24 protein-coding genes are annotated in these 22,637 nt (G+C 66.1%); 16 read left to right on the top strand and 8 right to left on the bottom strand.

The window, feature by feature from the left end; genetic code table 11:
- Window positions 1-4 precede the first annotated feature (4 nt).
- On the bottom strand, window positions 5-475 hold the full coding sequence (locus tag B7G52_RS00735) for a universal stress protein (RefSeq protein WP_096695522.1): 471 nt from the start codon (window positions 473-475) through the stop codon (window positions 5-7).
- Between the two features lie 191 nt (window positions 476-666).
- On the opposite strand from B7G52_RS00735, the gene B7G52_RS00740 reads away from it, so the two are divergent.
- From B7G52_RS00740 to B7G52_RS00770, 7 genes are all read left to right on the top strand, one after another.
- Window positions 667-2,136 carry a PAS domain-containing sensor histidine kinase gene (locus tag B7G52_RS00740; RefSeq protein WP_096695523.1) on the top strand — a complete coding sequence of 490 codons (1,470 nt, stop codon included), beginning with the start codon at window positions 667-669 and terminating at the stop codon, window positions 2,134-2,136.
- A complete protein-coding gene (locus B7G52_RS00745; RefSeq protein ID WP_096695524.1) occupies window positions 2,133-2,777 on the top strand; it encodes a response regulator transcription factor in 645 nt (214 codons plus the stop codon). Before B7G52_RS00740 ends, B7G52_RS00745 begins: the two co-directional genes overlap by 4 nt.
- A gap of 92 nt (window positions 2,778-2,869) precedes the next feature.
- Complete coding sequence (locus tag B7G52_RS00750; RefSeq protein WP_096695525.1) at window positions 2,870-3,709, top strand: universal stress protein; 840 nt, start codon at window positions 2,870-2,872, stop codon at window positions 3,707-3,709.
- A 170-nt stretch (window positions 3,710-3,879) separates the two neighbouring features.
- Window positions 3,880-4,269 (top strand): response regulator transcription factor, encoded by a 390-nt coding sequence (locus B7G52_RS00755; protein ID WP_096695526.1) that lies wholly within the window; start codon window positions 3,880-3,882, stop codon window positions 4,267-4,269.
- A 26-nt stretch (window positions 4,270-4,295) separates the two neighbouring features.
- Window positions 4,296-5,084 (top strand): fumarate/nitrate reduction transcriptional regulator Fnr, encoded by a 789-nt coding sequence (fnr, locus tag B7G52_RS00760; RefSeq protein ID WP_096695653.1) that lies wholly within the window; start codon window positions 4,296-4,298, stop codon window positions 5,082-5,084.
- 26 nt (window positions 5,085-5,110) lie between these two features.
- Window positions 5,111-6,037 (top strand): DnaJ C-terminal domain-containing protein, encoded by a 927-nt coding sequence (locus B7G52_RS00765; protein ID WP_096695527.1) that lies wholly within the window; start codon window positions 5,111-5,113, stop codon window positions 6,035-6,037.
- A complete protein-coding gene (locus tag B7G52_RS00770; protein ID WP_096695528.1) occupies window positions 6,018-6,356 on the top strand; it encodes a chaperone modulator CbpM in 339 nt (112 codons plus the stop codon). The genes B7G52_RS00765 and B7G52_RS00770 overlap by 20 nt, the downstream gene beginning before the upstream one ends.
- A gap of 2 nt (window positions 6,357-6,358) precedes the next feature.
- Here B7G52_RS00770 and B7G52_RS00775 read toward each other — a convergent pair whose 3' ends face one another.
- On the bottom strand, window positions 6,359-6,700 hold the full coding sequence (locus B7G52_RS00775) for a helix-turn-helix transcriptional regulator (protein ID WP_096695529.1): 342 nt from the start codon (window positions 6,698-6,700) through the stop codon (window positions 6,359-6,361).
- A gap of 103 nt (window positions 6,701-6,803) precedes the next feature.
- On the opposite strand from B7G52_RS00775, the gene B7G52_RS00780 reads away from it, so the two are divergent.
- The 9 genes from B7G52_RS00780 to B7G52_RS00820 all read left to right on the top strand — a co-directional run bounded on the left by B7G52_RS00780 (window position 6,804) and on the right by B7G52_RS00820 (window position 16,468).
- A complete protein-coding gene (locus B7G52_RS00780; protein WP_096695530.1) occupies window positions 6,804-7,664 on the top strand; it encodes an MBL fold metallo-hydrolase in 861 nt (286 codons plus the stop codon).
- A gap of 163 nt (window positions 7,665-7,827) precedes the next feature.
- Window positions 7,828-8,907 (top strand): efflux RND transporter periplasmic adaptor subunit, encoded by a 1,080-nt coding sequence (locus B7G52_RS00785; RefSeq protein ID WP_240523265.1) that lies wholly within the window; start codon window positions 7,828-7,830, stop codon window positions 8,905-8,907.
- A 7-nt stretch (window positions 8,908-8,914) separates the two neighbouring features.
- Window positions 8,915-12,211 carry an efflux RND transporter permease subunit gene (locus B7G52_RS00790; RefSeq protein WP_096695655.1) on the top strand — a complete coding sequence of 1,099 codons (3,297 nt, stop codon included), beginning with the start codon at window positions 8,915-8,917 and terminating at the stop codon, window positions 12,209-12,211.
- A gap of 41 nt (window positions 12,212-12,252) precedes the next feature.
- On the top strand, window positions 12,253-13,524 hold the full coding sequence (locus B7G52_RS00795; RefSeq protein WP_096695531.1) for an NAD(P)/FAD-dependent oxidoreductase: 1,272 nt from the start codon (window positions 12,253-12,255) through the stop codon (window positions 13,522-13,524).
- A 32-nt stretch (window positions 13,525-13,556) separates the two neighbouring features.
- Window positions 13,557-13,781: a DUF2892 domain-containing protein gene (locus B7G52_RS00800; RefSeq protein WP_096695532.1), complete on the top strand. Its 225-nt coding sequence runs from the start codon at window positions 13,557-13,559 to the stop codon at window positions 13,779-13,781.
- Between the two features lie 28 nt (window positions 13,782-13,809).
- Window positions 13,810-14,256, top strand: a complete 447-nt coding sequence (locus B7G52_RS00805; RefSeq protein ID WP_096695533.1) for an OsmC family protein — start codon at window positions 13,810-13,812, stop codon at window positions 14,254-14,256.
- 113 nt (window positions 14,257-14,369) lie between these two features.
- Window positions 14,370-15,716, top strand: a complete 1,347-nt coding sequence (locus B7G52_RS00810; RefSeq protein ID WP_096695534.1) for a DUF3422 family protein — start codon at window positions 14,370-14,372, stop codon at window positions 15,714-15,716.
- Between the two features lie 86 nt (window positions 15,717-15,802).
- Complete coding sequence (locus B7G52_RS00815; protein ID WP_096695535.1) at window positions 15,803-16,183, top strand: rhodanese-like domain-containing protein; 381 nt, start codon at window positions 15,803-15,805, stop codon at window positions 16,181-16,183.
- Window positions 16,184-16,234: 51 nt separating this feature from the next.
- A complete protein-coding gene (locus tag B7G52_RS00820; RefSeq protein WP_096695536.1) occupies window positions 16,235-16,468 on the top strand; it encodes a hypothetical protein in 234 nt (77 codons plus the stop codon).
- Between the two features lie 183 nt (window positions 16,469-16,651).
- On the opposite strand, the gene B7G52_RS00825 is transcribed toward B7G52_RS00820, so the two are convergent.
- The 6 genes from B7G52_RS00825 to B7G52_RS00850 all read right to left on the bottom strand — a co-directional run bounded on the left by B7G52_RS00825 (window position 16,652) and on the right by B7G52_RS00850 (window position 22,635).
- Window positions 16,652-17,302, bottom strand: a complete 651-nt coding sequence (locus B7G52_RS00825) for a SagB/ThcOx family dehydrogenase (RefSeq protein WP_096695537.1) — start codon at window positions 17,300-17,302, stop codon at window positions 16,652-16,654.
- 27 nt (window positions 17,303-17,329) lie between these two features.
- Window positions 17,330-18,856, bottom strand: coding sequence for a DASS family sodium-coupled anion symporter (locus tag B7G52_RS00830; protein ID WP_240523266.1), 1,527 nt, complete (start codon window positions 18,854-18,856; stop codon window positions 17,330-17,332).
- A gap of 49 nt (window positions 18,857-18,905) precedes the next feature.
- Window positions 18,906-19,499, bottom strand: coding sequence for an NAD(P)H-dependent oxidoreductase (locus B7G52_RS00835; protein WP_096695539.1), 594 nt, complete (start codon window positions 19,497-19,499; stop codon window positions 18,906-18,908).
- Window positions 19,496-20,398, bottom strand: coding sequence for a ribose-phosphate pyrophosphokinase (locus tag B7G52_RS00840; RefSeq protein WP_096695540.1), 903 nt, complete (start codon window positions 20,396-20,398; stop codon window positions 19,496-19,498). The genes B7G52_RS00835 and B7G52_RS00840 overlap by 4 nt, the downstream gene beginning before the upstream one ends.
- A complete protein-coding gene (locus B7G52_RS00845) occupies window positions 20,398-21,930 on the bottom strand; it encodes a thymidine phosphorylase family protein (RefSeq protein ID WP_096695541.1) in 1,533 nt (510 codons plus the stop codon). Before B7G52_RS00845 ends, B7G52_RS00840 begins: the two co-directional genes overlap by 1 nt.
- Before the next feature lie 90 nt (window positions 21,931-22,020).
- Window positions 22,021-22,635, bottom strand: coding sequence for a hypothetical protein (locus tag B7G52_RS00850; protein ID WP_141397361.1), 615 nt, complete (start codon window positions 22,633-22,635; stop codon window positions 22,021-22,023).
- Between the last annotated feature and the right edge of the window lie 2 nt (window positions 22,636-22,637).

Consider the following 22,637-nt stretch of genomic DNA (forward strand, 5'->3'; position numbering starts at 1 on the left):
CCGCTCAGTGGTCGGCTGGCTTGCTCTCCGTCTCCGAGCGGATCACCAGCACCGGCACCGGGGCGAGCCGGATGACCTGTTCGGCACCGCTGCCCAGCAACATGCGCCCGACGCCGCGTCGGCCATGGGTACCGACGACCACCAGGTCGGCTTTCCATTGCCTGGCGGCCTCGGCTACGGCCTCGGCGAGACGCTCCCCCAGATTGTCGAAAAGCACCGTGTCGGCCTCCACGCCAGCGGCTTGGGCGATGGCCATGGCGTCATTGAGAATCTGCATCCCGGAGTCGCGCATGATCCGGGTCAGATCACCCGAATAGCCGCCAAACTGCTCATAACCGGTCAGGTAGGTCAGTTCTTCCAGCACATGGACAAGCCGCACCCGGCCACCGGCATCCCTGGCGAGCTGTAACGCCGCTGTCAGGGCCTTGTTGGAGGTATCGCTCCCGTCGACGGGAACAAGTATCCGTTGGTACATGATCGACTCCTTGAAAGATGCTGTGAAGTGGGGCTCAGTGTGTAGCGGGGTCGGGGGAAAACCCTTGATATGAGTCAACGGCGTTTGATCCGGGAACTGGGTACGGGGGATATTGCCAGTTTGGTCTAAAGTTATCACTACCCGGTTTCGGGGTAAAAAACGAATACTTTTGGTCATTGCTACACTGAGGCATGGATTTTTCTCCTATCGGTCGCCTGGACACAGCCTCACTGGCTGACAACCCCGGCAGCGCAGCGGCGCTGCTGGCGGGGGTGCTGGACTCGGCCATGGATGCCATCATCACGGTGGATGAGCAGCAAAAGATCATTCTTTACAACCGGGCGGCCGAAAAAATCTTCGGATGGCCGCAGCAGGAGGTCATGCACCAGTCCCTGCAGAGGTTGATTCCCGACCGTTTCAGGCAAGGGCATGCCGGGCATGTCGAACGATTCGGAACCACCGGCGTTACATCGCGGCGCATGGGTACGCGCAACGTGGTTTATGGCCTGCGCGCCAACGGGGAGGAGTTTCCCCTGGACGCGTCGATTTCGCAGTTGGATACGCCGGACGGGAAGCTGTTCACGGTGATCCTGCGCGACATCACCGGCCGGTTGCTGGCGGAAGAAGAACACGCGCGGCTCGCGGCCCTGCTGGACTCCGCCATGGACGGGATCATCACCGTGGATGACAAGCAGCACATCGTGATGTACAACCGCGCGGCTGAAAAAATCTTCGGCTGGCCGAGCGGACAAGCCCTGGGCCAGCCTCTGGCCGAACTCATCCCCGAACGCTTTCGCGCCGGTCACGGTGAACACATCCGCCGGTTTTCGGCAACCGGGGTCACATCCCGACGCATGGGCGACGGCTCCGTGATTTACGGCTTGCGCGCCAGCGGGGAGGAATTCCCGATGGACGCCTCGATCTCGCAGCTCGACACGGCCGACGGAAAACTCTACACCGTGATCCTGCGCGATGTGACCGAGCGGGTCCGGGCCCAGGAGGAGCGAAGTGCCTTTGCGGCTGCGTTGAATGCCGCGCGTGAGGAAGAAAAAACCCGGGTGGCCCGTGAGTTGCATGACGAGTTGGCGCAGTCGCTGACGGCGCTGAAGATGGACACCATCTGGGTGCGCGACAGCATCCGCGCGGCGCCTGACCTTGCTGCGGCCAAGCTGACGGACATGCTGGCGATGGTGGACGGCATGGTGGCTTCCACGCGCCGTATCGCGGCGGACCTGCGGCCGCTGTTGCTGGACGACCTGGGCCTGCTGGCTGCCATCGAGTGGCTGGTCCACAGCTTCAGCCAGCGCACAGGCGTGGCTTGCACCCTCTCGGCTGCTGAAGACCTGGAGCTGCAGGAGCCTTATGCCACGGCCGTTTTTCGCATTGTCCAGGAGGCGCTGGCCAACGTCGCCAAACACGCCGGGGCGACCGAAGTCGCCGTGGTCATCGGCAGCCTGCCGGGCGAGATCACGCTGTCGGTGCGCGACAACGGCAGGGGCTTTGTGACCGGGATGCCGCGCAAGCCGCAGTCGCTGGGGTTGATGGGTTTGCGTGAGCGGGCGCAACTGCTCAACGGACGCGTCAGCATCGACAGTGCGCCCGGACAGGGCGCGCGCGTTGGCGTGACCATTCCGCTGCCCGAAGCGGAGGCCGCCCCGTGATCAGGATCGTGATTGCCGACGACCACGCCATTGTTCGCGAAGGTCTCAAACGCATCGTCTCCTCCGCGGATGACCTGCAGGTGGTGGCTGAGGCGGCCAACGGGACCGAAGTCATGCAGCGCGTGCGTGAGTCCGAGTTTGATGTGCTGGTGCTGGACCTGTCCATGCCGGGCCGCAGCGGCATGGAACTGATCAAGCTGGTACGCAGTGAAAAACCGAAAGTGCGGATTCTTGTGCTCAGCATGCACCAGGAACTTCAGTATGCCGTGCGCGCCATCAAGTCCGGCGCCAGCGGCTACCTGACCAAGGAGAGCGCGCCGGGACAACTGGAGCAGGCCATCCGCAAGATCGCTGCCGGCGGCGCCTTCATCAGCGCCGAAGTCGCCGAGCAGCTCGCCTTGAGTGCCATGCCGGGCGGAACCTCGGCGCCGCACGAGTCGCTGTCGAACCGCGAATTCGAGGTGTTCCGCCTGATTGCTGCCGGTGTTTCCGTGACGGACATTGCCACGCGCCTGAAACTTTCGGTCAAGACCATCAGCACCCACAAGGCTAATCTGATGCAGAAAATGGGCCTGCACAACCAGAGCGAGCTGATCCGTTATGCCATCAAGCACGGGGTGTCGGAGCCGCTGGAGCCCTGAGTCTGCTCATGACCGGCGCTTGACCTTCGTCAAGCTGCTGCCGGCGCCTGTCCCCTAAGGTGGCGGGATCGCAATGACCAAGGAGCCGGCCCATGAAAACGACCCTCACGCAGCTGCTCGTTCATCTGGACGCTTCGCCTCAGGCCGCGCAACGCCTTGAGGCGGCGTGCCGCATCGGTCAGTCCCACGGTGCGGCCGTGACCGGCCTTTACGCCGTGACACCCAGTTTCGTGGCGTTGCCCTTCGCGCCCGAGGTCGGTCCGGGCGTGGCGTCGGCCTTGCGCGAGATTGATGACGAGTTGCGCACGCGCGCCCGTGCAGCGTTCGACCGCGTGCTGGCACAGCCCGGCATGCAGGCCGCTTGGGCCGAAGTGGATGACGACCCCATCATCGGCGTCTTTGTCCAGCAGGCCCTGTACGCGGACCTGCTGGTGCTCGGTCAGCACGATCCGGCCAGCACACCGGCGACCGGTGTGCCGGTCGATTTTGCCGAGTCCGTGATGGTTGCCAGCGGCAAACCGGCCCTGATCCTGCCCTACATCGGTGTGTCATCGTCCATCGGGGACACCGTGGTGCTTGCCTGGAAACCGACGCGCGAGGCGGCGCGGGCGGTCAGCGCTGCGCTGCCCCTGCTGCAGCGGGCCAGGCGCGTGCATGTCCTTTCCTGGTCAGGCGCGGACGAGGCGGTGAGCGGCCAGCGGCTGGACCTGGACAGTTATCTCAAACTGCACGGCGTGGAGACGACCTGGCACCGCGAGACAGGGGAGCCCGAGTTGCTCGGTGAGTTGCTGCTGTCGCGTGCCTTCGACCTCGAGGCCGACCTGCTGGTGATGGGCTGCTACGGCCACAGCCGCGCGCGGGAGTGGGTGCTGGGCGGCACCTCCCGCACGGTGTTGCAGTCCATGACCCTGCCGGTGCTCATGGCGCACTGACGGAGCGGGCACGGCAGGACGCTTGGGGCCGGCGGTAACCGGGGCACTTTTGCGCTCGGATTATTCCTAGACGGGGTAGGAGCGCGGGTCTTCTGAATCCAGACTACTCCGAGGCGTGCATTCAGCCGCTGCCTATGGCCGCAAGGCCCGGGTCCGGCCACAGTAGGGCCATGCGTTCCCGCCAAGCCCCTCTCAAAGTTTTTATCGTTGATGACTCCGTCCTGATCCGGGACCGCGTCACCGCCATGCTCGAAGCCAGCGCGATGAGCGTCGTGGGACGGGCCGCCACGCCGCAGGATGCCATCGACGGCATCCTGGAGGCGTCGCCCGATGTGGTGGTGCTGGACGTCCAGCTCGACGGCGGCTCCGGCCTGCAGGTTCTGCGCGCCGTCCGCCAGGCCGCACCGGACATCGCCTTTGTGGTGTTCAGCAGCAATTCCGGCCCGGCCTACCGTAAACGTTACTTCGGGGAGGGCGCCGAAGCTTTTCTCGACAAAAGCACCGAATTTGATCAGCTCGTGCAGACCGTGGCGAAGGCCTCCCGGTATGTCGCGTGCTGACGCCTGAGTCACCCAAGGAGGATTCCATGTCTACAGCCACCCTCGAAGCCGTCGTCGCCCCCATCCGCATTGTTTCCCCGCAAGCCGCTCCCGCATCCGCATCGGTCGCGCCCCTCATGACGCATTGCTCCACATGCCACCTGCGCGACCTGTGCCTGCCTTGCGGCATGACGGGCAGCGACGTGGAGCGGCTGGACAGCCTGATGTTCAGCCGGCGCAAGGTGAAAGCGGCCCAGACGCTGTACCGTGAAGGGGACCGTTTCCAGTTCATCTATGCCGTGCGCAGCGGCACCTTCAAGTCCAGCCTCACGCTGGCCGATGGCCGTGAACAGGTGGGCGGGTTTTACATGGCTGGTGAACTGATGGGCTTGGACGGCGTCGCCAATGGCGCCCATGCCAGCAGCACCACCGCGCTGGAAGACACCGAAGTCTGTGCCATTCCCTTTGCCCATTTCGCCGAAGTGGCGGCCGGCAACCCGGGCATGCAGCACGTGGTCACCCGCTTGATGAGCCGCGAGATCGTGCGTGAGCACAGTCTCATGGTGTTGCTGGGCAGCATGAATGCCGAGGAGAGGCTGGCGGCATTTCTGCTGAACCTGTCGCAGCGCATGAAGGCGCGCGGCTATTCGGCCAGCGAGTTCCATCTGCGGATGTCGCGTGCCGAGATCGGCAGCTATCTCGGCATGACCCTTGAAACGGTGAGCCGGACCTTTTCGGCCTTCCAGCAGCAGCGCCTGCTCGAGGTGGACAAGCGCCACATCCGCATCACCGACCTGGACGGGCTGACCCGGGCTTTCGAGACGCGCGTGCACTGAACGCGTGTTGAGCGGCGGGCCCTGTCATGAAGTACAAGGACTACTACGCCGCGCTGGGTGTGCCGCGTGATGCGGACACCGAGCAGATCAAGAAGGCCTACCGCAAGCTCGCGCGCCAGCACCATCCCGACGTGTCCAAGGCGCCCGATGCCGAGGCCCGCTTCAAGGAAGCGGGGGAGGCGTATGCGACGCTGAAAGACCCCGAAAAACGTGCGGCCTACGACCAGTTGGGCCGCCGCCCTGCCGGGGAGGAGTTTGCGCCGCCGCCGCAGTGGCGCCACGACTTCGGCGCGGACGGCCAGGGATTTGAGGGCGTTGATCTGGCCGACCTGCTGGCCGCCATGGGGCGCGGGCGCACGCCGTCCCGGGGACCGGTGCCGATGCGCGGCCGGGACTATGAAACCAGCGTCCGCATCCCCCTGGAAGACGCGCACCATGGAGCCAGTGTCAAGCTCGATCTGACCGATGAGGAAGGCGGACGCACGCTGGAAGTCACCATTCCTGCTGGGGTGACCGAAGGTCAGAAGCTGCGGCTGCGCAGCAGGGGCGGGAAGGGTCGCAACGGCGGGACCGATGGCGACATTTACCTTCACATCACGCTCGCGCCGCACCGGGTGTTTCGGGCCGACCACCACGACCTGTATTTTGATCTGGCGTTGGCGCCCTGGGAAGCAGCGCTGGGCGCCGACGTGGAGGTACCAACGCTGGACGGCCTGGTGCTGCTCACCGTGCCGCCGGGGACCCATTCGGGTCGCAAGCTGCGCCTGCGGGGACGGGGCCTGGCCGATGGCCACAGCGGCCGCGGCGACCTGTACGCCACCGTGCGCATCGACGTGCCCGCCAACCTGACCGAGCGGGAGCGCGAGCTTTTCGGGGAACTGGCAAAGGCCTCGCGTTTCAACCCGCGCGCGCCTGCAGGCAAGGAGAAGTCTCATGGAACAACAACTGCTTGAGGTCGCATGGCTCGACGCGCGCGAGGCCGTGACTCTGGCTGAACTCGCGCAAATCTGCGCCATGACTGTGGCCGAGCTCGACGAACTGATGGACTATGGCGCCCTGGTGCCGATGGAGGAGGTCCGGCAGGAGCGCCTGTTCAGCGCCGAATGTGCGATGCCACTGCGCACGGCCGGCAAGCTGCGCCAGGATTTCGACCTGGACCTGTTCACGGTTGGGCTCCTGCTGGGCTACCTGAACCGTATCGAGGCGCTGGAGAGGCAGGTCCGGTCCTTGCAGGCGCACCTGCCCGGCAACATGCCTGTGGAGCGGCGGTAGCATCAGCTGACATCAGCGCCCTTTTTGCCGGGAACGCTGCAGAACTGGTCGTAAAGTACTTTCATCACGTCCAGCGCCTGCGGGCTGTCGATGCGGTAATAAATGGCCTTGCCGTCACGGCGTGTACTGACCAGGCCCTCGTCGCGCAACACGCCCAACTGCTGTGACAGGGTGGGCTGCAGGATGCCGACGGATTCCTCGAGTTCACCCACACGCATCTCGCCCTGTGCCAGCTGGCACAGCAAGAGCAGGCGATCCGGATTGGAAAGCACTTTCATCAGACGGCAGGCAGCATCGGCAGAACTGCGCAGGCTGCCGAGATCCATCACAGTGTCTGCGGGCATGGGGTGCACTCCTTTTGATTTGCAACAATGATATTATATTGACAAATATAATGTTTGTAAATAGAATGTCAAAATTGAAATTGAATAAGCAGGAGCGTAGAACATGACACCCATCATCACAAGCTTTTTTGATCCTGATACCTGGACTGTCAGCCATGTGGTCTACGAGAAGACGGGGGCAGCCTGCGCCATCATTGATTCCGTCCTTGACTACGACCCTAAGTCCGGGCGTACCCGCACTGCCTCGGCCGACAAGCTGGTGGCGTTTGTGCGTGCCCAGAACCTGCAAGTGGCGTGGATCCTGGAAACCCATGCCCACGCCGACCACCTGTCGGCGGCACACTACCTGCGCGGGAAGCTGGGCGGAAAAATCGCCATCGGGGCGGCCATCACGCAAGTGCAGACCACCTTCAAGCGCATCTTCAACCTCGAGCCCGGGTTCCAGACCGACGGCCGCCAGTTCGACCGCCTGCTGCAGGACGGTGAAATCCTGGCGATCGGTGCGCTCCAGGTCAGGGCCCTGTCGGTGCCTGGCCATACCCCGGCCTGCATGGCCTACCTCATCGGCGATGCCGTGTTTGTGGGCGATACCTTGTTCATGCCCGATGTCGGCACGGCGCGTTGCGACTTTCCCGGCGGGAACGCCTCCGCCCTGTACCGGTCGGTGCGCAGGCTGCTGAGCCTGCCGCCTGAAACCCGCCTGTTCATGTGCCACGACTACCCACCCGAGGGCCGGTCCCCCGTCTGGGAAACCACGGTCGCCGAGCAGCGTGCCAAAAACATCCATGTCCATGACGGTGTGAGCGAGGACGAGTTCGTGAAGATGCGCACCGCCCGGGACGCCACGCTAGCCATGCCCACCTTGATCCTGCCGTCGGTGCAGGTCAATATCCGCTCCGGCGAGATGCCGCCTGCCGAGGACAACGGGGTGTCTTATCTCAAGATTCCGCTCAATGCGCTGTGATCGGGTGCCGGTTTTTCATCCGAGGCGGAGCGGCGCCTTGCCGGAAAAGCAACGGGAGATTGATATGAAGCAAGTGCATAAACAGCCTCTGAACCGAATATTGAAAAACAGGTTGCGGGTCCGGACGGCGACGCTCAGCAGCCACGGGCATGAAAAAGGACAGATGATGAAAAAATTGCAGTTCCCCGTTTTTCAGGCCTTGGCCTTGGGGCTGGGCCTGGCGCTCAGCGCCGGTTCGGCGCGCGCCGTCACAGCCGTCGAGGTGCCGGTAGTACAGATCCGGGCGAAGGCGGTGCCCACGGGCTTCGAGCTCGACGGCGTGGTCCAGCCGGTGCAGCAAAGCACCTTGTCGGCGCAGGCGTCGGGACGTGTGGCGTCCCTGCTGGTGAAGGCGGGTGACCGCGTTCGTGCCGGGCAGTTGCTGGCCACCATTGATGATCGCGAGACCCAGACCGGCGTCCAGCGCAGCCAGGCGCAGGTGGCGCAGGCCGAGGCCGAGTTGCGCAATGCGCGGGCCAACGCCGAGCGCTCGCGGGAGTTGCAGGCCATGGGTTTTGTCAGCAAGGCCGCCCTCGACACCGCCAACACGCAGCTCAACGCCGCGCAGGCCGGACGCGACCAGGCCGCCGCCGGCTCCCGCCAGTCGGCATTGGCGCAGGGCTTCACGCGTGTGACCGCTCCATATGACGGCTGGGTGTTGCAGACCCTGAGCGAAGCGGGCGACCTGGCCATGCCGGGCACGCCCCTGCTGACGCTTTATGCGCCGCTGCCCTTGCGCGCCGTGGTGCAGGTACCGGCGTCGCTGGGCGACATCGCCCGGTCGGCCAGCCGGGTGGAAATCCAGGGCCCGGCCGGCAAGGCCGGGCCGCAGTGGCTGGTGCCGGTGGCGCGCAGCGTGTTGCCCTCGGCGGACCCGGTATCGCAGACCGTCGAGTGGCGGCTGGAGCTGCCGACCGCCGGCGCGGAGGGCTTGGTGCCCGGCCAGCAGGTGCGTGTGCGTTTTGTCGGCGGCGCGTCCGAGCGCAAGGTGGTGCCGGCCTCGGCCGTGGTCCGGCGCGGTGAGTTGACCGCGGTGTATGTCGTTGCCGGGCAGGGTTTTGCGCTCAGGGCGGTGCGGCTGGGCCCCGACCATGGCGCGGCCGGCGTGGAGGTGCTGGCGGGCCTGACCGCCGGTGACAGCGTGGCGCTGGACCCGGTGCGCGCCGGCCTCTCCGGTGCCCGTCCGCAAACCGCTGCGCGCTGAGGTGGCCATGAACGATCCCACCTCTTCCGGTCCCACCCGCCTCGGAGCCTCAGGCCGCATGGCGGCGGCCTTCCAGTCCAATGCCATCACCCCGCTGCTGGCACTGATGGCTCTGCTGCTGGGCCTCTTTGCCGTGCTGGTCACGCCGCGCGAGGAGGAGCCGCAGATCAACGTGACCATGGCCAACGTGCTTATCCCGTTTCCCGGGGCCAGCAGCGAAAACGTGCAGAACATGGTGGCCCGGCCCGCAGAGCAGGTGCTCAGCCAGATTGCCGATATCGAACACACCTACTCGGTGGCCCGGCCCGGCCTGGCCGTGCTGACCGTGCAATTCAAGGTGGGCGTGCCGCGCACCGAGGCGCTGGTGCGCCTGTACGACGTGCTCAACGCCAACCAGGACTGGCTGCCGCGTGACCTGGGCACACTCGCACCCATCGTCAAGCCCAAGGGCATCGACGACGTGCCGGTGCTGGCCGTCACGCTCTGGAGCGGCGACGCGCTGGCCGCCAACGATCTCGAACGGGTGGCGCGCACCCTGGAGATGGAGCTCAAACGCGTGCCGGGCGCGCGTGAGGTGCAGACCATAGGCGGCCCGGGCCGGGCCGTGCATGTGTGGCTGGACCCGGTGCGCCTGCGTGAACGCGGGGTCGATGTGCTGGGGCTCAAGCAGACGCTGGCCGCTGCCAATTTCGGCATGCCTTCGGGTTCGGTGCTGGACCCTTCGGGCCCGACCCCGCAGATGCTCAGCGTGGAGACCGGCGAGTTTCTCTCCTCCGCGGAGGAGATCGGTTCCCTGGTGGTTGGTGTCAGCAACGGCAAGCCGGTTTATCTGAGCGAGGTGGCCCGCATCGAGGCCGGTGCCCAGTTGCCGCAGCGTTATGTGTGGTTCACGCCGGGCGCGGCCGTGACGCAGGCCGGCCCGACGGCCACAGCGCCACCGGCTGCGGGGCAGGTTTATCCGGCGGTGACGCTGACCGTGACCAAGAAGCCCGGTGAAAACGCCGTGGATGTGGCGCGTGCCGCCAATGCCCGTCTGGAAGAGCTGCGCAACACGGTGATCCCCGCCAACATCCAGACCACCGTCACGCGTGACTATGGCGAGACTGCCGCGGAAAAAGCCAACAAGCTGATCCAGAAGCTGGCCTTTGCCACGGGCTCGGTGATTTTGCTGGTGGGTTTTGCCCTCGGCCGACGCGAGGCCGTGATTGTCGGCGCGGCCGTGATCCTGACGCTGATGGCCACGCTGTTTGCCAGCTGGGCCTGGGGCTTCACGCTGAACCGCGTGTCGCTGTTTGCACTGATTTTTTCCATCGGCATCCTGGTGGACGATGCAATTGTGGTGGTGGAGAACATCCACCGCCACCAGCAGCTCTTTCCGGAGAAGTCGCTGGCCGACATCATTCCCGGTGCGGTCGACGAGGTCGGTGGGCCGACCATCCTGGCGACCCTCACGGTGATCGCCGCGCTGCTGCCCATGGCTTTTGTGAGCGGCCTGATGGGCCCCTACATGAGCCCGATCCCGATCAACTCCAGCCTCGGCATGGCGATCTCGCTGGCCATTGCCTTCACGGTCACGCCCTGGCTGGCGCTCAAGCTCATGAAGTCGCATGGTCCGGGGCACGGCCATGAAGCCGCGGCTACACCTGGCGGGCTGGGCCCCAAGCTGCAACGCTTTTTCACACGCATCCTCACGCCGCTGCTCGACAGCGCGCGCAAGCGCTGGCTGCTGCTGGCCGGCATCCTGGTGGCCTTGCTGCTGTCGGTCGGGCTGACCATGGTGCAGTGGGTGGTGCTCAAGATGCTGCCCTTTGACAACAAGAGCGAGTTCCAGGTGGTGGTGGACATGCCAGCCGGCACGCCGCTGGAAAACACCGCGGCCGCCCTGCACGAGCTGGGCGCTTTTCTGGCGCAGCAGCCCGAAGTGCGCGACCTGCAGGGGTATGCCGGCACCGCCAGCCCGATCACCTTCAACGGCCTGGTGCGCCAGTACTACCTGCGTGCCGAGGCCGAGCAGGGGGACCTGCAGGTCAACCTGGTGGACAAGGCACACCGCAGCGACAAGAGCCACGTGATTGCCCAGCGCCTGCGTCCGGAGCTGGAAAAAATCGGCGCGCGTCATCAGGCCCGGGTCAAGGTGGTGGAAGTGCCACCCGGCCCGCCGGTCATGAGCCCGCTGGTGGCCGAGGTCTACGGCCCGGACGAAGCCGGCCGCCAGGCGCTGGCCCGGCGCATTGCCGCCGCCTTTGCGGCCACGCCCGACATCGTGGGCATCGACACCTCGCTCAAGGAGGACGCGCCGCGCGCCCACCTCACGGTGCGGCGCCAGCGCGCCGAGTCGCTGGGCATTCCGGTGGCGGCGATTGCGCAGACGGTGCAGGGCGCGCTTTCTGGCGCGGATGCCGCCTACATGCACGATGGCCAGTCCAAGAACCCGGTGCCGGTTCGCCTGCAGTTGCCGCTGGACAGCCAGGTGGGGCTCGATGCCCTGCTGGCCCTGCCCATGAAAGCCGCGAACGGCCGCATGGTGCCCTTGTCCGAGCTGGTTCAGGTGGAGCGGGGCGTGGTCAACAAGCCGCTGTTCACCAAGGACCTGCAACCGGTCAGCTATGTGTTCGGCGACATGGCCGGCAAGCTCGACTCGCCGCTGTACGGCCTGTTCGGCATCCGGCCCAAGCTGGCGCAGGCGGCGCTGCCCAACACCGGGGAACTGGGTGAATACTGGATCAGCCAGCCCTCCGATCCCTACCGCCAGTACGCGGTCAAGTGGGACGGCGAATCGCAGATCACCTATGAGACTTTCCGCGACATGGGCACCGCCTACGGTGTGGGCCTGATCCTGATCTACCTGCTGGTGGTGGCGCAGTTCAAGAGTTACCTCGCGCCGCTGGTGATCATGGCACCCATTCCGCTGACCATCATCGGCGTGATGCCGGGGCACGCGCTGCTCAATGCCCAGTTCACGGCCACCAGCATGATAGGCATGATCGCGCTGGCGGGCATCATCGTGCGCAACTCCATCCTGCTGGTGGACTTCATCGAGCTGCAGGTCGCGCAGGGCATGGCCTTCAAGGAGGCCGTGGTGAGCTCGGCCGCGGTGCGCGCCCAGCCGATTGCGCTGACCGGCCTGGCCGCCATGATTGGCGCCTTTTTCATCCTGGACGATCCCATCTTCAACGGCCTGGCCATTGCGCTGATCTTCGGCATCCTGGTGTCCACGCTGCTGACGCTGGTGGTCATTCCGGTTCTCTATTTCGCGCTGTACCAGCATCGGGTGGCCCCGCCTGCCGCGCGCATTGAAGCCTGAGTGACGGACTGTTTCTTCAACCCGAACCAAGGAGACATGACATGGCCAAGATCATCATCATGGGCGCTGGCATAGGTGGCATGCCGGCTGCCTACGACATGCGGGAGCTGCTGCCGCCCGAGCACCAGATCACGGTGGTCAGCGCGGTGGATTACTTCCAGTTCGTGCCCTCCAACCCCTGGGTGGCGGTGGGCTGGCGCAAGCGGGACGACATCGTGCTGAAGATCGCCCCCCTGCTGGAGCGCAAGGGCATTGCCTTTGTGCCCAAGGCCGTCACCACCATCGACGCCGAGGCCAGGCGCCTGACGCTCGAAGGCGGCGACAGCCTGGACTACGACTACCTGGTGATCACCACCGGGCCCAAGCTCAGCTTCGACGAGGTTCCCGGCGCCGGCCCCCACGGCGGGCACACCCATTCCGTGTGCACCGTGGGACATGCCGAGGCATTCTGGGCGGAGTACCAGGAGTTCCTCAAGAACCCCGGCCCGGTCGTCATCGGCGCCATGCCGATGGCCAGCTGCTTCGGGCCGGCCTACGAATTTGCCTTCATCCTCGACGCCGATCTGCGCAAGCGCAAGCTGCGCCACCTGGTGCCCATCACCTTCGTGACCAGCGAGCCCTACATCGGCCACCTGGGCCTGGGCGGTGTCGGCGACAGCAAGTCCATGATGGAGTCGGAGATGCGTGGCCACGACATGAAGTGGATCACCAACGCCAAGACCACACGTGTCGAGGACGGGAAAATGTTTGTCACCCAGGTCGATGACCTCGGCAATGTGTACAAGGAGCATGAAGTCCCGTTCAAGCTGTCCATGATGCTGCCGGCCTTCAAGGGTGTGGACGCGGTGGCAGCGGTGCCGGGGCTGTGCAACCCGCGCGGTTTTGTGCTGATCGACGAACACCAGCGCAGCAAGGCCTGGCCCAACATCTTTGCGGCCGGCGTCTGCGTGGCCATCCCGCCGGTGGAGGTCACGCCCGTGCCGACGGGCGCGCCCAAGACCGGTTACATGATCGAAACCATGGTGACCGCGATCACCCACAACATCGCCGACGAGATTGCCGGCCGGCCGGTGCAGGCCAAGGCCACCTGGAACGCGATCTGCCTGGCCGACATGGGCGACACCGGGGCCGCCTTTGTGGCCCTGCCGCAGATACCACCGCGCAACGTGAACTGGTTCAAGAAGGGCAAATGGGTGCACCTGGCCAAAATCGCGTTCGAGAAGTATTTCATCCGCAAGATGAAAACCGGCAACACGGAGCCGGTGTATGAGAAGTACGTGCTCAAGCTCTTGGGCATCGTGCGCCTGAAATAGAAACAACCTTTTTTAACTCCCTGGAGAATTTCATGACTGTCGAACGTTACATCCGCATTATTGCCGGCCTGTTCATCCTGGTGTCCCTCGCGCTCGGCGTTGAAGGCAGCCCGCTGTTTGTGAGCAAGTGGGCCCTGGCCTTCACCGCCTTTGTGGGCTTCAACCTGTTCCAGTTCGGGTTTACCAACGTGTGCCCGCTCGGCTTCATCCTCAAGAAGCTGGGCGTGCCCGAGTCCAGGTTTTCTTGCGGTACCTGATCCTGTTCATCTTCAACCCGGAGGCGCCATGAGCGACACCCTCGTCCAGGTCAGCCTGGTGCAGCAGCACGACTACCGCTTTGACATCCAGTTTGGCGGGGCCATTCCGGTGCTGACCGGTGATGAACCGGCGCCACTGGGGACCGGGCTCGGGCCCTCGCCGGTGCAGCTGCTCAGCGCCGCCGTCGGCAACTGCCTGAGCGATTCGCTGCTGTTTGCGCTGCGCAAGTTCAAGCAGGCCCCGGAGCCGATGCGCTGCGACATCACCTCGCAGGTGGGCCGCAACCCGGAAGGACGCCTGCGTGTGCTGGGCATGACCGCGCAGTTGACGCTGGGCGTGCCGGCGGCCTCGCTGCAGCACCTGGACCGCGTGCTCGAGCAGTTCGAGGCGTTCTGCACCGTCACCCAGAGTGTGGGGCAGGGCATTCCGATCACCATCGAAATTTCTGACAGCACCGGCCAGCGCCTGAAATAAGCCGTGCCAATCCGCGACGCTCTCCATGTTCAAGTCCATGAATTCCTCATGAAAACAGGCTCCAGCCCTTGTCAGGAAAGCGCAAGCAGCTATCAAAACGGTAGTATCGGGGCATGACTTCCAGCCTGTCTTCCTCTGTTGCTCCTCTCCCCGCGTCCTTCGCGTTGTTGCCGCCCGACGATGCGCAGCGAGCCGTGCTGCACAACGAGCTGCATGCGCGGCCGTCGGCTCGCGTGCGGCTGCCGGCACTCATCATTTATGTGGCGGTGCTCAACGCCGGCGTGACCCGCGAGCAGGAGTGTGAACACCTGCGCCGCTTGCCGGGCCAGCAGGATTTGCCGCTGGACAACCTGAACGGCAACTTCCTGAGTCTGCGCTGCGAGGGTTACCTCGTCCAGTGGGAGCGGCACACCGAGTTCACGCGTTACGCCATCGTGCAGCCGCTGCCCGCCAGCGCGCTGCTCGGCGCTGCGGAGCCACCCTTGCTGGCTGCCCCGGTGGTCGCGCCGGGCTGGCTGCCCGGCATTCCCGGGAAAACGGTGGCCGCCATCCAGCTGGCCATGGTGCATGGCGATCTTTCCGGCGAGGGGACCCTGATGGCACAGGCGCTGGCCTGGTTCGGAGGCCGTGCCGCGGTGGCTTCGCAGCTGGGCAACGGACACTCGTGGGCGCTGACCGCATTTCACCTGGGCGCCGACGGCTTCGAGCGCATGCTGGTGATCGCCCCGCCAGTCATGACCGACATGCGTGCCGGCCGCATCTCCCAGCGCCTGCTGGAACTCGAAACCTACCGCCTGATGGCCCTGCGCGGCCTGCCCGTGGCCAAGGCGCTGGGCCCCATGCTGGCCGAGGCCGAGGGGCAACTGGCCGACATCACGGCGCGGCTCGAAAACAAGTCGGCCTCCGACCAGGAGCTGCTGGACACCCTGGTGTCGCTGGCGGCCCGGGTGGAGCGCGCTACGGCCGAACATAGCTACCGCTTCTCGGCCACGCGGGCCTACAGCGCGCTGGTCGGCCAGCGCATCGCGGAGCTGCGCGAGAAACCCATTTCCGGCACCCAGCTCCTGGGTGAATTCATGCAGCGCCGCCTGTCGCCGGCCATGGCCACGGTAGAGGCCACGGCGCAGCGGCTGGCGTCGCTGTCCGAGCGGGTGTCGCGCACCAGCGCGTTGCTGCGCACCCGGGTGGACATCGCCACCGAGGTGCAGAACCAGCAACTGCTGGAAAAGCTCACGCGCGGGCAGGAACTGCAACTGCGCCTGCAATCCACGGTGGAGGGCTTGTCGATTGCGGCCATCTCGTATTACGTGGTGAGCCTGCTGCTGTATGTGGGCAAGGCGTTCAAGGCCGCCGGTGCGCCCGTCAACCCGGAGATCGCCGCCGGCGCCCTGATCCCGCTGGTGTTGTGGGGCGTGTGGCGCACCACGCGCCGCATCCACGAAAAAATCCGCGCGCCATGAACTTCCCGGTGTCCGGCGCACGCGCCGGATGCAGGCTACCCAACCTGTTGCACATCCAATTCGTCACCTTGTTACCAGGAGTTCCCATGAAAACCGCCCATGATCTCGTCGCCGCTGCCAAGACACGCGTCCAGGAAGTCGCCGTATCCGACGCTGAAATCTCCCTGCGCGATGCCGACGTGCTGGTGGATGTGCGCGAAGCCGACGAATACGCCGCCGGCCACATTGCCGGCGCGGTCCTCGTCCCGCGCGGCCTGCTCGAGTTCAAGTTCAGCGGCACCCCGGCGCTGCAACCGCGCGACCTGAAGATCGTGTTGTACTGCAAGACCAGCGGCCGCGCCGCCCTGTGCGGTGCCGCCCTGCATGAGATGGGTTACCTGAACGTGCAGTCGATTGCCGGCGGCTTCGATGGCTGGGTGGCGGCCGGCAAGCCGGTGGTCAAGCCGGAGGCACCGTCCTTTGAATGATGCCCTGCACGTTTGCCTGCGTGGCCGACAGCGGCTGCAGGGAGTCTGGCCATGAGGTGGCTGGACCGCATTCCACTGGTCTGGCTGATCGTCCTGGCACTCTGGATGGCCGTGGCGCCGATCACGCCCGAGCCACACCTGATTGAAAAATTGCGGATGCTGGGTCAGGGCACGCTGTCCCGACCCCTGGACATCTTCGACCTGTTCATTCACGCCATGCCCCTGGTGCTGCTGGTGCTGCGGCTCTGGCGCCGGGTGATGGCCGCACGCGCCGGGGAGCGCTGAGCCTGCAGGCCTTGGGCCTGAGTTTGGGTTTGGGTTTGGGTTTGGGTTTGGGTTTGGGTTTGGGCGCCGACTGGGTGCGGGCGGACTGATTCGGTCAAAACCGGCTCTAGTCATCGCCGGTATTGCGTCAATAGCTATCAAAACAGGAGCGTTGGGGGCGCGCTGCAGGCCCTCGCCGCGCCTTCAGGGGACGGCAGCCGGAAACCCGACCGTCTGCGACAGCAGGACTTGCTGGTCGTGGCTCAGGCCCAGCGCGTCGGCGATGGCCGTGCGGTCTATCCAGGCGCGTATCACCGTGGCCAAGCCGCTGCTGGCCGCAAACAGGTAGACGTTTTGCGTGATGGCGCCGGCGGCGACATGGGCGTAGGCTTCGCGCTGTGCGGCCGGCACCAGCGACATGCGCGGGTGGTTGGCGACGTAGACCAGGTCCATGGGCGCCTCATCGACAAAGTCCTGGTAACCGGTCACACGCCGCAGGTCGGCGCCGGCGACCAGCTGCAGTTGATGTCCGGCGGCGTCGTAGCGGTAGGCGCCTTCCGGCAAGGCCACATAAATGTCGATTTCCTGCGCGTTGAGCGCCGAGGGTGCGGTGCGCCCGCCATCGGACCGGTTCACACCGCAGGCGGCCCAGAGCAGGCCGGACAGCAGTGCCAGTGGCAGCGGGTCTGGCTTGTAGTCGCGGCGCGACTGGCGTTGGGCCAGGGCCTGCATCAGCGGCAGCCCGGCCTGCCGGTCGGGCGGCGGCAGGCTGATCAGGGCCGCTGCGTTGCCGAGGGCCGGTTGCGGCCGCAATTTGCCCATCATGCCGAGGGCGAGCTTGGTCAAGGTGGTCATGGCGTTCCTCCTTGTTTCCGGTTCTGCCTAGACCGCTTTGGTCATGTAGCCCATCCAGGGCCAGTAGGTCAGCGCGAAGACAACCAGCAGCCCCATGGCGGCCAGCGTGATCACCAGGCCGGTGCGCACGAAGTCACGCGCATCGAAGGTGTCCGTGCCATAGGCGATCATGTTCTGCGGCGCGTTGACCGGCAGGATGAAGCCGAAACTCACCACGAACTGCAGCAGCATGGTCATGCCGATCACGTTGATGCCCGGCGTCTGCACGGCCGTCAGCACGCTGATGATGATGGGGATCATGGTCGAGGCCAGTGCCGTGGCGCTGGCAAAGCCGAGATGGATCACGATCAGGAACAGCGACAGCAGCATCAGGATCGCAAAGGCGCTGGCCTGCTGCAGCCCCAGATGCTGGACGATCAGGTTGGCCAGCCAGCCGGCCGCGTTGGTTTTCAGCAGGGCGGTGCCCACGCTGATGCCGACGGCAAACAGGATCACCGTGCCCCAGGGGAAGGCGCGCTGCGACTCCTTCCAGTCCATCACACCCAGGCGTGGCACCAGCATCAGGGCGATGGCCGCGATGGTGGTCGACGAGGTGTCGAAGTTGTGCAGTACTTTTTCGGTGGCCCAGAACCCCAGCAGCACCAGCACGATGGCCAGCAGTTTCCACTGCCGCAGCGTCATCGGCCCGATCGCTTCGAGCTGTTGCCGGATGGTGGCCTGGCCGCCCGCGATTTCCTTCATCTCCGGTTTCATCAGGCGGGTCATGATGAAATAAACCGCCACGCTCAGCACGGCCGAAAACGGCGCACCGGCAATGAACCACTCGGTCCAGCTGATGCTGGTGCCGAACTGCTTCTCGATGAAGCCGATGGCCACCATGTTTTGCGCCGCCGCGGTCTTGATGCCGATGTTCCAGACGCTGGCGGTTTGCGCCGCGGTGATCACCAGCAGGCCGGCAAAGCGGCTGCGCCTGTCGACCTTGAAGGCCAGGATGAAACCCATCATGATGGGAACCAGGCAGGCCACCCGCGCCGTGGTGCTGGGCACGATGAAGGACAGCAGGAAACCCGTGACCATGGCACCGATCACGATGTGGTTGGTGCCCGCGTCCACCTTGGACAGAACCTTCAGCGCGATGCGCCTGTCCAGCCCGGTGGCGGACATCGCCGCGGCAATGAAGCAGGCCGCCGCCACCAGCGCCACGGCACTGTTGGAGAAGCCGGACAGGGCCAGGCCGAGCGCTGCACCGGTGCCCATGTCGGGGCCGGCCGGCTTGGCTGCGTCGGGCGCGTAGGCCAGCAGAAAGATCATGAGTGCGCCTATGACCACCGAGCTCACGGCGTAGTCGAGCGCCTCGGTCATCCAGACGATCACGGCAAAGGCCAGGATGGCCAGCATGACCTGACCGGCGGCGGGCAGGCCCTGCAGGGCCGGCATCCAGACGATGGCCAGCAGGGCCGCCAGCGCGGCGAGCAGGCCGACCCGCTTGACGATGTCGCTGCCGGGGTTGCCGGGCGCGGGGGCGATGGGTGGCGCCATGGGTGCAGGGTTCATCGGGGTCTTTCTTGGGTGGATGGGAGTGGTTGGGTTGGCCATGCATGCCTTATTGAGTGCGTTGTCCGAGCCGGCGCAGTTTGGCCAGCCAGCGGCTGCCGTCGTTCGCCTTGAAATCGCCGACCATGCCAATCAGTGTGGTGTGGACCGGGGCGATGCCGACGAAGCCCAGGATGTTGCGCTCCAGCGACTTGACGCTGTGGGCGCGGAAATACCAGCGGTACACCAGCGCCGGCATGCCCATGGTTACCACCACACGGGCCGATCGGCCTGCCAGCCCTTTTTTTGTGAAGGTCGCGCGGCCCGCTTCGTGTTCAAAAGCAAAGCCGGGCCTGGCCACCTGTTCCAGGAATCCCTTGAGCAGGGCCGGCATGTCGCCCAGCCAGAGCGGAAAGATCAGCACGATGTGTTCGGCCCAGCGGATGTCGGCCTGCGCCTGCTGCAAGCCGGCGGGCAGCGTGTCTTCCTCCCAGGCCTGCTGGCTGTGCAGCAGCGGGAAATCGAGTTCGGCGACCTGGATGCAGCGCACGGCGTGCCCGGCTTCTTCCGCGCCCGCGGCGTACGCGGCCGCCAGCGCGTGGCACAGGTGGGGCACGGTGCTGTCGGGATGGCCCTGGATCAGGACAATGCGTTTTGCCGTCATTTTTTGGCATCCTTGCTGGCTGCGCTGAGTTGGCGCACGGCGCGGGCCAGCAGCGGGGCCATGCGTATCGCGTTGGAAGGGTGCGTGATGGTGTCGCAGGTCAGCACACGCGTGACGCCTGCTTCGAGCAGCTGGCGCTGGGCCTCGGCATCGAAGAGCGCATGCACGCCTATGCACAGCGGCGCGCCCAGACCGGCCTTGTTCAGGAGCCGCGTGGCGGCCAGCATGGTTTGCCCCGTGGAAATGATGTCATCGAGCAGCACCGGTGTCCGTTCCGGCCAGCGTTCGCGGCCGGCCAGCCGGATCCCCACATCGCGGTCGCCCCGCCGTGTCTTGGCCAGCACGGTCCAGGGCGCGCCCGCCAGGCCTGCCACTTCGGCAACCCATTGTTCGCTTTCCTGGTCGGGTCCGATCAGCCAGGGCGCGTCCACGTGGCTGCGCAGCCAGCGCGCAATCAGCGGCGCGGCCGGGATGACCTGCGTACGGATGCTGTACACCTCGCCCAGGCTGCGGATGCGGTGCAGGTGCGGATCCACGGTGACCAGAAAGTCGAGCGAAGCAGACAGCAGCCGGGCGTAGCTGCGTGAGGTCACCGCCTCGCCAGGCTTGAATCGTTTGTCTTGCCGCATGTAGGCCAGGTAGGGCGCGACCAGTCCGACCTGCCGGGCGCCCAGTTCGCGCGCCGCGTCGGCGGCAAAAATCAGCGGCAGGGTCTTGCCATCGGGCTGGTCCAGGCTGCCGGCCAGCACCACGCAGCGGCCCTTGACCGGCGCGTCGATACGCACGCCTGTTTCGCCGTCGGGAAACCGGTGCAGTTGCAGGCTGGCGCAGTCGCAGCGCAGGCGGCTGGCGAGGCCGGCCGCAAGCTGCTCACCACCGGGGAGGGCCAGGACCAGCATCAGGCCTCTTCCATCACATGCACCGCTTCAGCCTGGGTGGTGGCGTACTCCAGGGCGTAGGCGAGTTCGCCCGGCGTTGCCGCATGCAGCGTGAACAGCGGCTGGCCGCGCTCGACCACCGTGCCGAGCTGCACATTCATGTCGATGCCCGCACACGCCGCCGAAGGCGCGCCGGCGAGTTTGGCGATGCGTGCCAGGCGCCGGTTGTCGATGGCGATCACGGTGCCGCCATGCCGGGCCCGCACCGCTTGCTGGTGGGTGGCCACGGGTGGCTCGCGCAAGCCGCCCTGTGCCTCGCAGATTTCCTGAAATTTCTGCCAGGCGCGGCCGTCCTCCAGCACCGCGGTGGCCTGGGCCAGGCCGGCCCCGGCGGGCGCCGCGCCGCCGAACTCGAGAATCTGCCCGGCCAGCTGCAGCGCACGCAGCGCCAGGTCGGCCGGAGCCCGCGTTTCGCGGCGCAACACGGCCAGCACGTCGCGCGCCTCCAGCGCGGGGCCGATGCCGCGGCCCACGGGAGCCACGCCGTCGGTTTGCACCACCCGTACCTGCATGCCCAGCGCCTGGCCGACCTGTTCAAGCTGCTGCCCCAGCAGGTTGGCCGCATGCGCGCTGCGCACCTTGGCCGTCAGCCCGACCGGCATGTCGATCAACACATGGGTGGCGCCGGCCGCGGTCTTCTTGGACAGGACCGAGGCGACGAGCTGTCCCTGGCTGTCCAGGTCCAGCGGGCGCTCCACGCGGATCAGGATGTCGTCTGCGGGGCTGAGCCGCACGGCACCGCCCCAGACAATGCAGCCGCCGGTGCGGTCGACCACGCGCCGGATCTGCGCCACGTCGAGGTCCACCGGCGCCAGCGTCTCCATGGTGTCGGCGGTGCCGGCCGGCGAGGTGATGGCGCGCGATGAGGTCTTGGGCATGCGCAGCCCGCAGGCCGCGATGATGGGCACGATGATCATGGTGGTGCGGTTGCCGGGCAGCCCGCCCACGCAATGTTTGTCCATGACGAGGCCCTCGCCCCAATGTATGCGCTCGCCGACGTTGACCATGGCGCGGGTCAGCGCGATGGTCTCGCCCATGTCCAGATGGTCGCCGGCACAGGCGGTGACGAAGGCCGCGAGCTGCAGGTCCGAGTAACGCCCGGCCGCCACGTCCACGATCACCGCGTCGATGGCCGTCTGGTCGAGGCGGCGGCCGTAAACCTTGGCGCGTACATGGCTCAGCGATTCGAGCGGTGCGGGATGGTGCAGCGAAATTTCTTCCCCCGGCTGCGCATGAAGAAGGCGCCAGGCCGCTTCGGACAGGCCGGCCTCGTCGGACGAGAGGAAGTCTCCGGTCACCACATTGAGCGTGGCCACGATGGTGCGGCCATTGAGCCGCAGTTCCACGCGCGACCGCGCCTCGAAGCCTTCCGAGTGGCAGATGGGGCAGTCGCGGTGCATGTAGAGCACCGGTTCCTGGTAGGTGTCGATGCCCAGTCTGCGCAGGCGCAGCCGGTTGACAGTAGGAGGAGCAGGGGGCGGTGTTGCTTGCATGGGAATCCTTCGCGCCACTGTAGGCAAGGCGGGTATCGCTGGCCTTGATAAAACGCAAGTCCGGCTTCCGGCTTGACGGGCACGGCAGCCTTAACCAGGCGGGACGCACTCCTCGGCGTTCAGCAGCGCCCGCTCAAGGCGGTGGCGCAGGGCATCCGCCCAGGCACCGGCATCCACGTCGTGCCCCAGGCAGGCGGCTGCACTGACCGTGACCGATGCCAGCGTGCCGGCTTCTTCGCGCGGACGGCGCAGGGCAGCGCACAGCAAGTGCCAGGGCGGCGTCGACACCAGTGTGCCGGCGGCCAGCAGGACGGCGCGTTGCCGCCAGGTCTGGGTGATGCCGACCATCTTCCGGTCGCCGACCATCACTTCCCCCGGTCCCCGTCCTGCAAAACACGCCCAGTGCCCGACGGTGGGCCCGTCGCAGAGGCGGGTGTCCGTGATGCCCTGCGCCTGCAGCCATGCCTGGTGCACCTGGCCGAACCAGCGCGCCGCGGCAACAGGGCCCCGACCCGCCAGCACATGGCCCGGCGGTAGCCGGACGGCGGCGCGCAACAGCCACGGTCCCGTCAGCACGGCACCGCCGCCGCCCGAGCGCCGGCGCAACGGCAGCACGGGATCGGTGGGCAGGTTGCGCTGGGCGCGCCCGAGCACGATGGCCGGAAGGCCGCCCGTGCACACCCAAACCTTTGCCGATCGGCCCACCG

It is taken from the genome of Polaromonas sp. AER18D-145, assembly GCF_002379095.1.
Classification (GTDB): Bacteria; Pseudomonadota; Gammaproteobacteria; order Burkholderiales; family Burkholderiaceae_C; genus Polaromonas.

What these genes read in the sequence shown, in the direction of transcription:
- B7G52_RS00770 (WP_096695528.1), top strand. Translation starts at nt 6,018, where the DNA reads ATGGAACAACAACTGCTTGAGGTCGCATGGCTCGACGCGCGCGAGGCC.
- B7G52_RS00785 (WP_240523265.1), top strand. Translation starts at nt 7,828, where the DNA reads ATGATGAAAAAATTGCAGTTCCCCGTTTTTCAGGCCTTGGCCTTGGGG.
- B7G52_RS00845 (WP_096695541.1), bottom strand. Translation starts at nt 21,930, where the DNA reads ATGCAAGCAACACCGCCCCCTGCTCCTCCTACTGTCAACCGGCTGCGC.
- B7G52_RS00810 (WP_096695534.1), top strand. Translation starts at nt 14,370, where the DNA reads ATGACTTCCAGCCTGTCTTCCTCTGTTGCTCCTCTCCCCGCGTCCTTC.
- B7G52_RS00815 (WP_096695535.1), top strand. Translation starts at nt 15,803, where the DNA reads ATGAAAACCGCCCATGATCTCGTCGCCGCTGCCAAGACACGCGTCCAG.
- B7G52_RS00805 (WP_096695533.1), top strand. Translation starts at nt 13,810, where the DNA reads ATGAGCGACACCCTCGTCCAGGTCAGCCTGGTGCAGCAGCACGACTAC.
- B7G52_RS00820 (WP_096695536.1), top strand. Translation starts at nt 16,235, where the DNA reads ATGAGGTGGCTGGACCGCATTCCACTGGTCTGGCTGATCGTCCTGGCA.
- B7G52_RS00790 (WP_096695655.1), top strand. Translation starts at nt 8,915, where the DNA reads ATGAACGATCCCACCTCTTCCGGTCCCACCCGCCTCGGAGCCTCAGGC.
- B7G52_RS00740 (WP_096695523.1), top strand. Translation starts at nt 667, where the DNA reads ATGGATTTTTCTCCTATCGGTCGCCTGGACACAGCCTCACTGGCTGAC.
- B7G52_RS00735 (WP_096695522.1), bottom strand. Translation starts at nt 475, where the DNA reads ATGTACCAACGGATACTTGTTCCCGTCGACGGGAGCGATACCTCCAAC.
- B7G52_RS00780 (WP_096695530.1), top strand. Translation starts at nt 6,804, where the DNA reads ATGACACCCATCATCACAAGCTTTTTTGATCCTGATACCTGGACTGTC.
- B7G52_RS00830 (WP_240523266.1), bottom strand. Translation starts at nt 18,856, where the DNA reads ATGAACCCTGCACCCATGGCGCCACCCATCGCCCCCGCGCCCGGCAAC.
- B7G52_RS00825 (WP_096695537.1), bottom strand. Translation starts at nt 17,302, where the DNA reads ATGACCACCTTGACCAAGCTCGCCCTCGGCATGATGGGCAAATTGCGG.
- B7G52_RS00800 (WP_096695532.1), top strand. Translation starts at nt 13,557, where the DNA reads ATGACTGTCGAACGTTACATCCGCATTATTGCCGGCCTGTTCATCCTG.
- B7G52_RS00765 (WP_096695527.1), top strand. Translation starts at nt 5,111, where the DNA reads ATGAAGTACAAGGACTACTACGCCGCGCTGGGTGTGCCGCGTGATGCG.
- B7G52_RS00755 (WP_096695526.1), top strand. Translation starts at nt 3,880, where the DNA reads ATGCGTTCCCGCCAAGCCCCTCTCAAAGTTTTTATCGTTGATGACTCC.
- B7G52_RS00795 (WP_096695531.1), top strand. Translation starts at nt 12,253, where the DNA reads ATGGCCAAGATCATCATCATGGGCGCTGGCATAGGTGGCATGCCGGCT.
- B7G52_RS00840 (WP_096695540.1), bottom strand. Translation starts at nt 20,398, where the DNA reads ATGCTGGTCCTGGCCCTCCCCGGTGGTGAGCAGCTTGCGGCCGGCCTC.
- B7G52_RS00750 (WP_096695525.1), top strand. Translation starts at nt 2,870, where the DNA reads ATGAAAACGACCCTCACGCAGCTGCTCGTTCATCTGGACGCTTCGCCT.
- B7G52_RS00835 (WP_096695539.1), bottom strand. Translation starts at nt 19,499, where the DNA reads ATGACGGCAAAACGCATTGTCCTGATCCAGGGCCATCCCGACAGCACC.
- B7G52_RS00775 (WP_096695529.1), bottom strand. Translation starts at nt 6,700, where the DNA reads ATGCCCGCAGACACTGTGATGGATCTCGGCAGCCTGCGCAGTTCTGCC.
- fnr (WP_096695653.1), top strand. Translation starts at nt 4,296, where the DNA reads ATGTCTACAGCCACCCTCGAAGCCGTCGTCGCCCCCATCCGCATTGTT.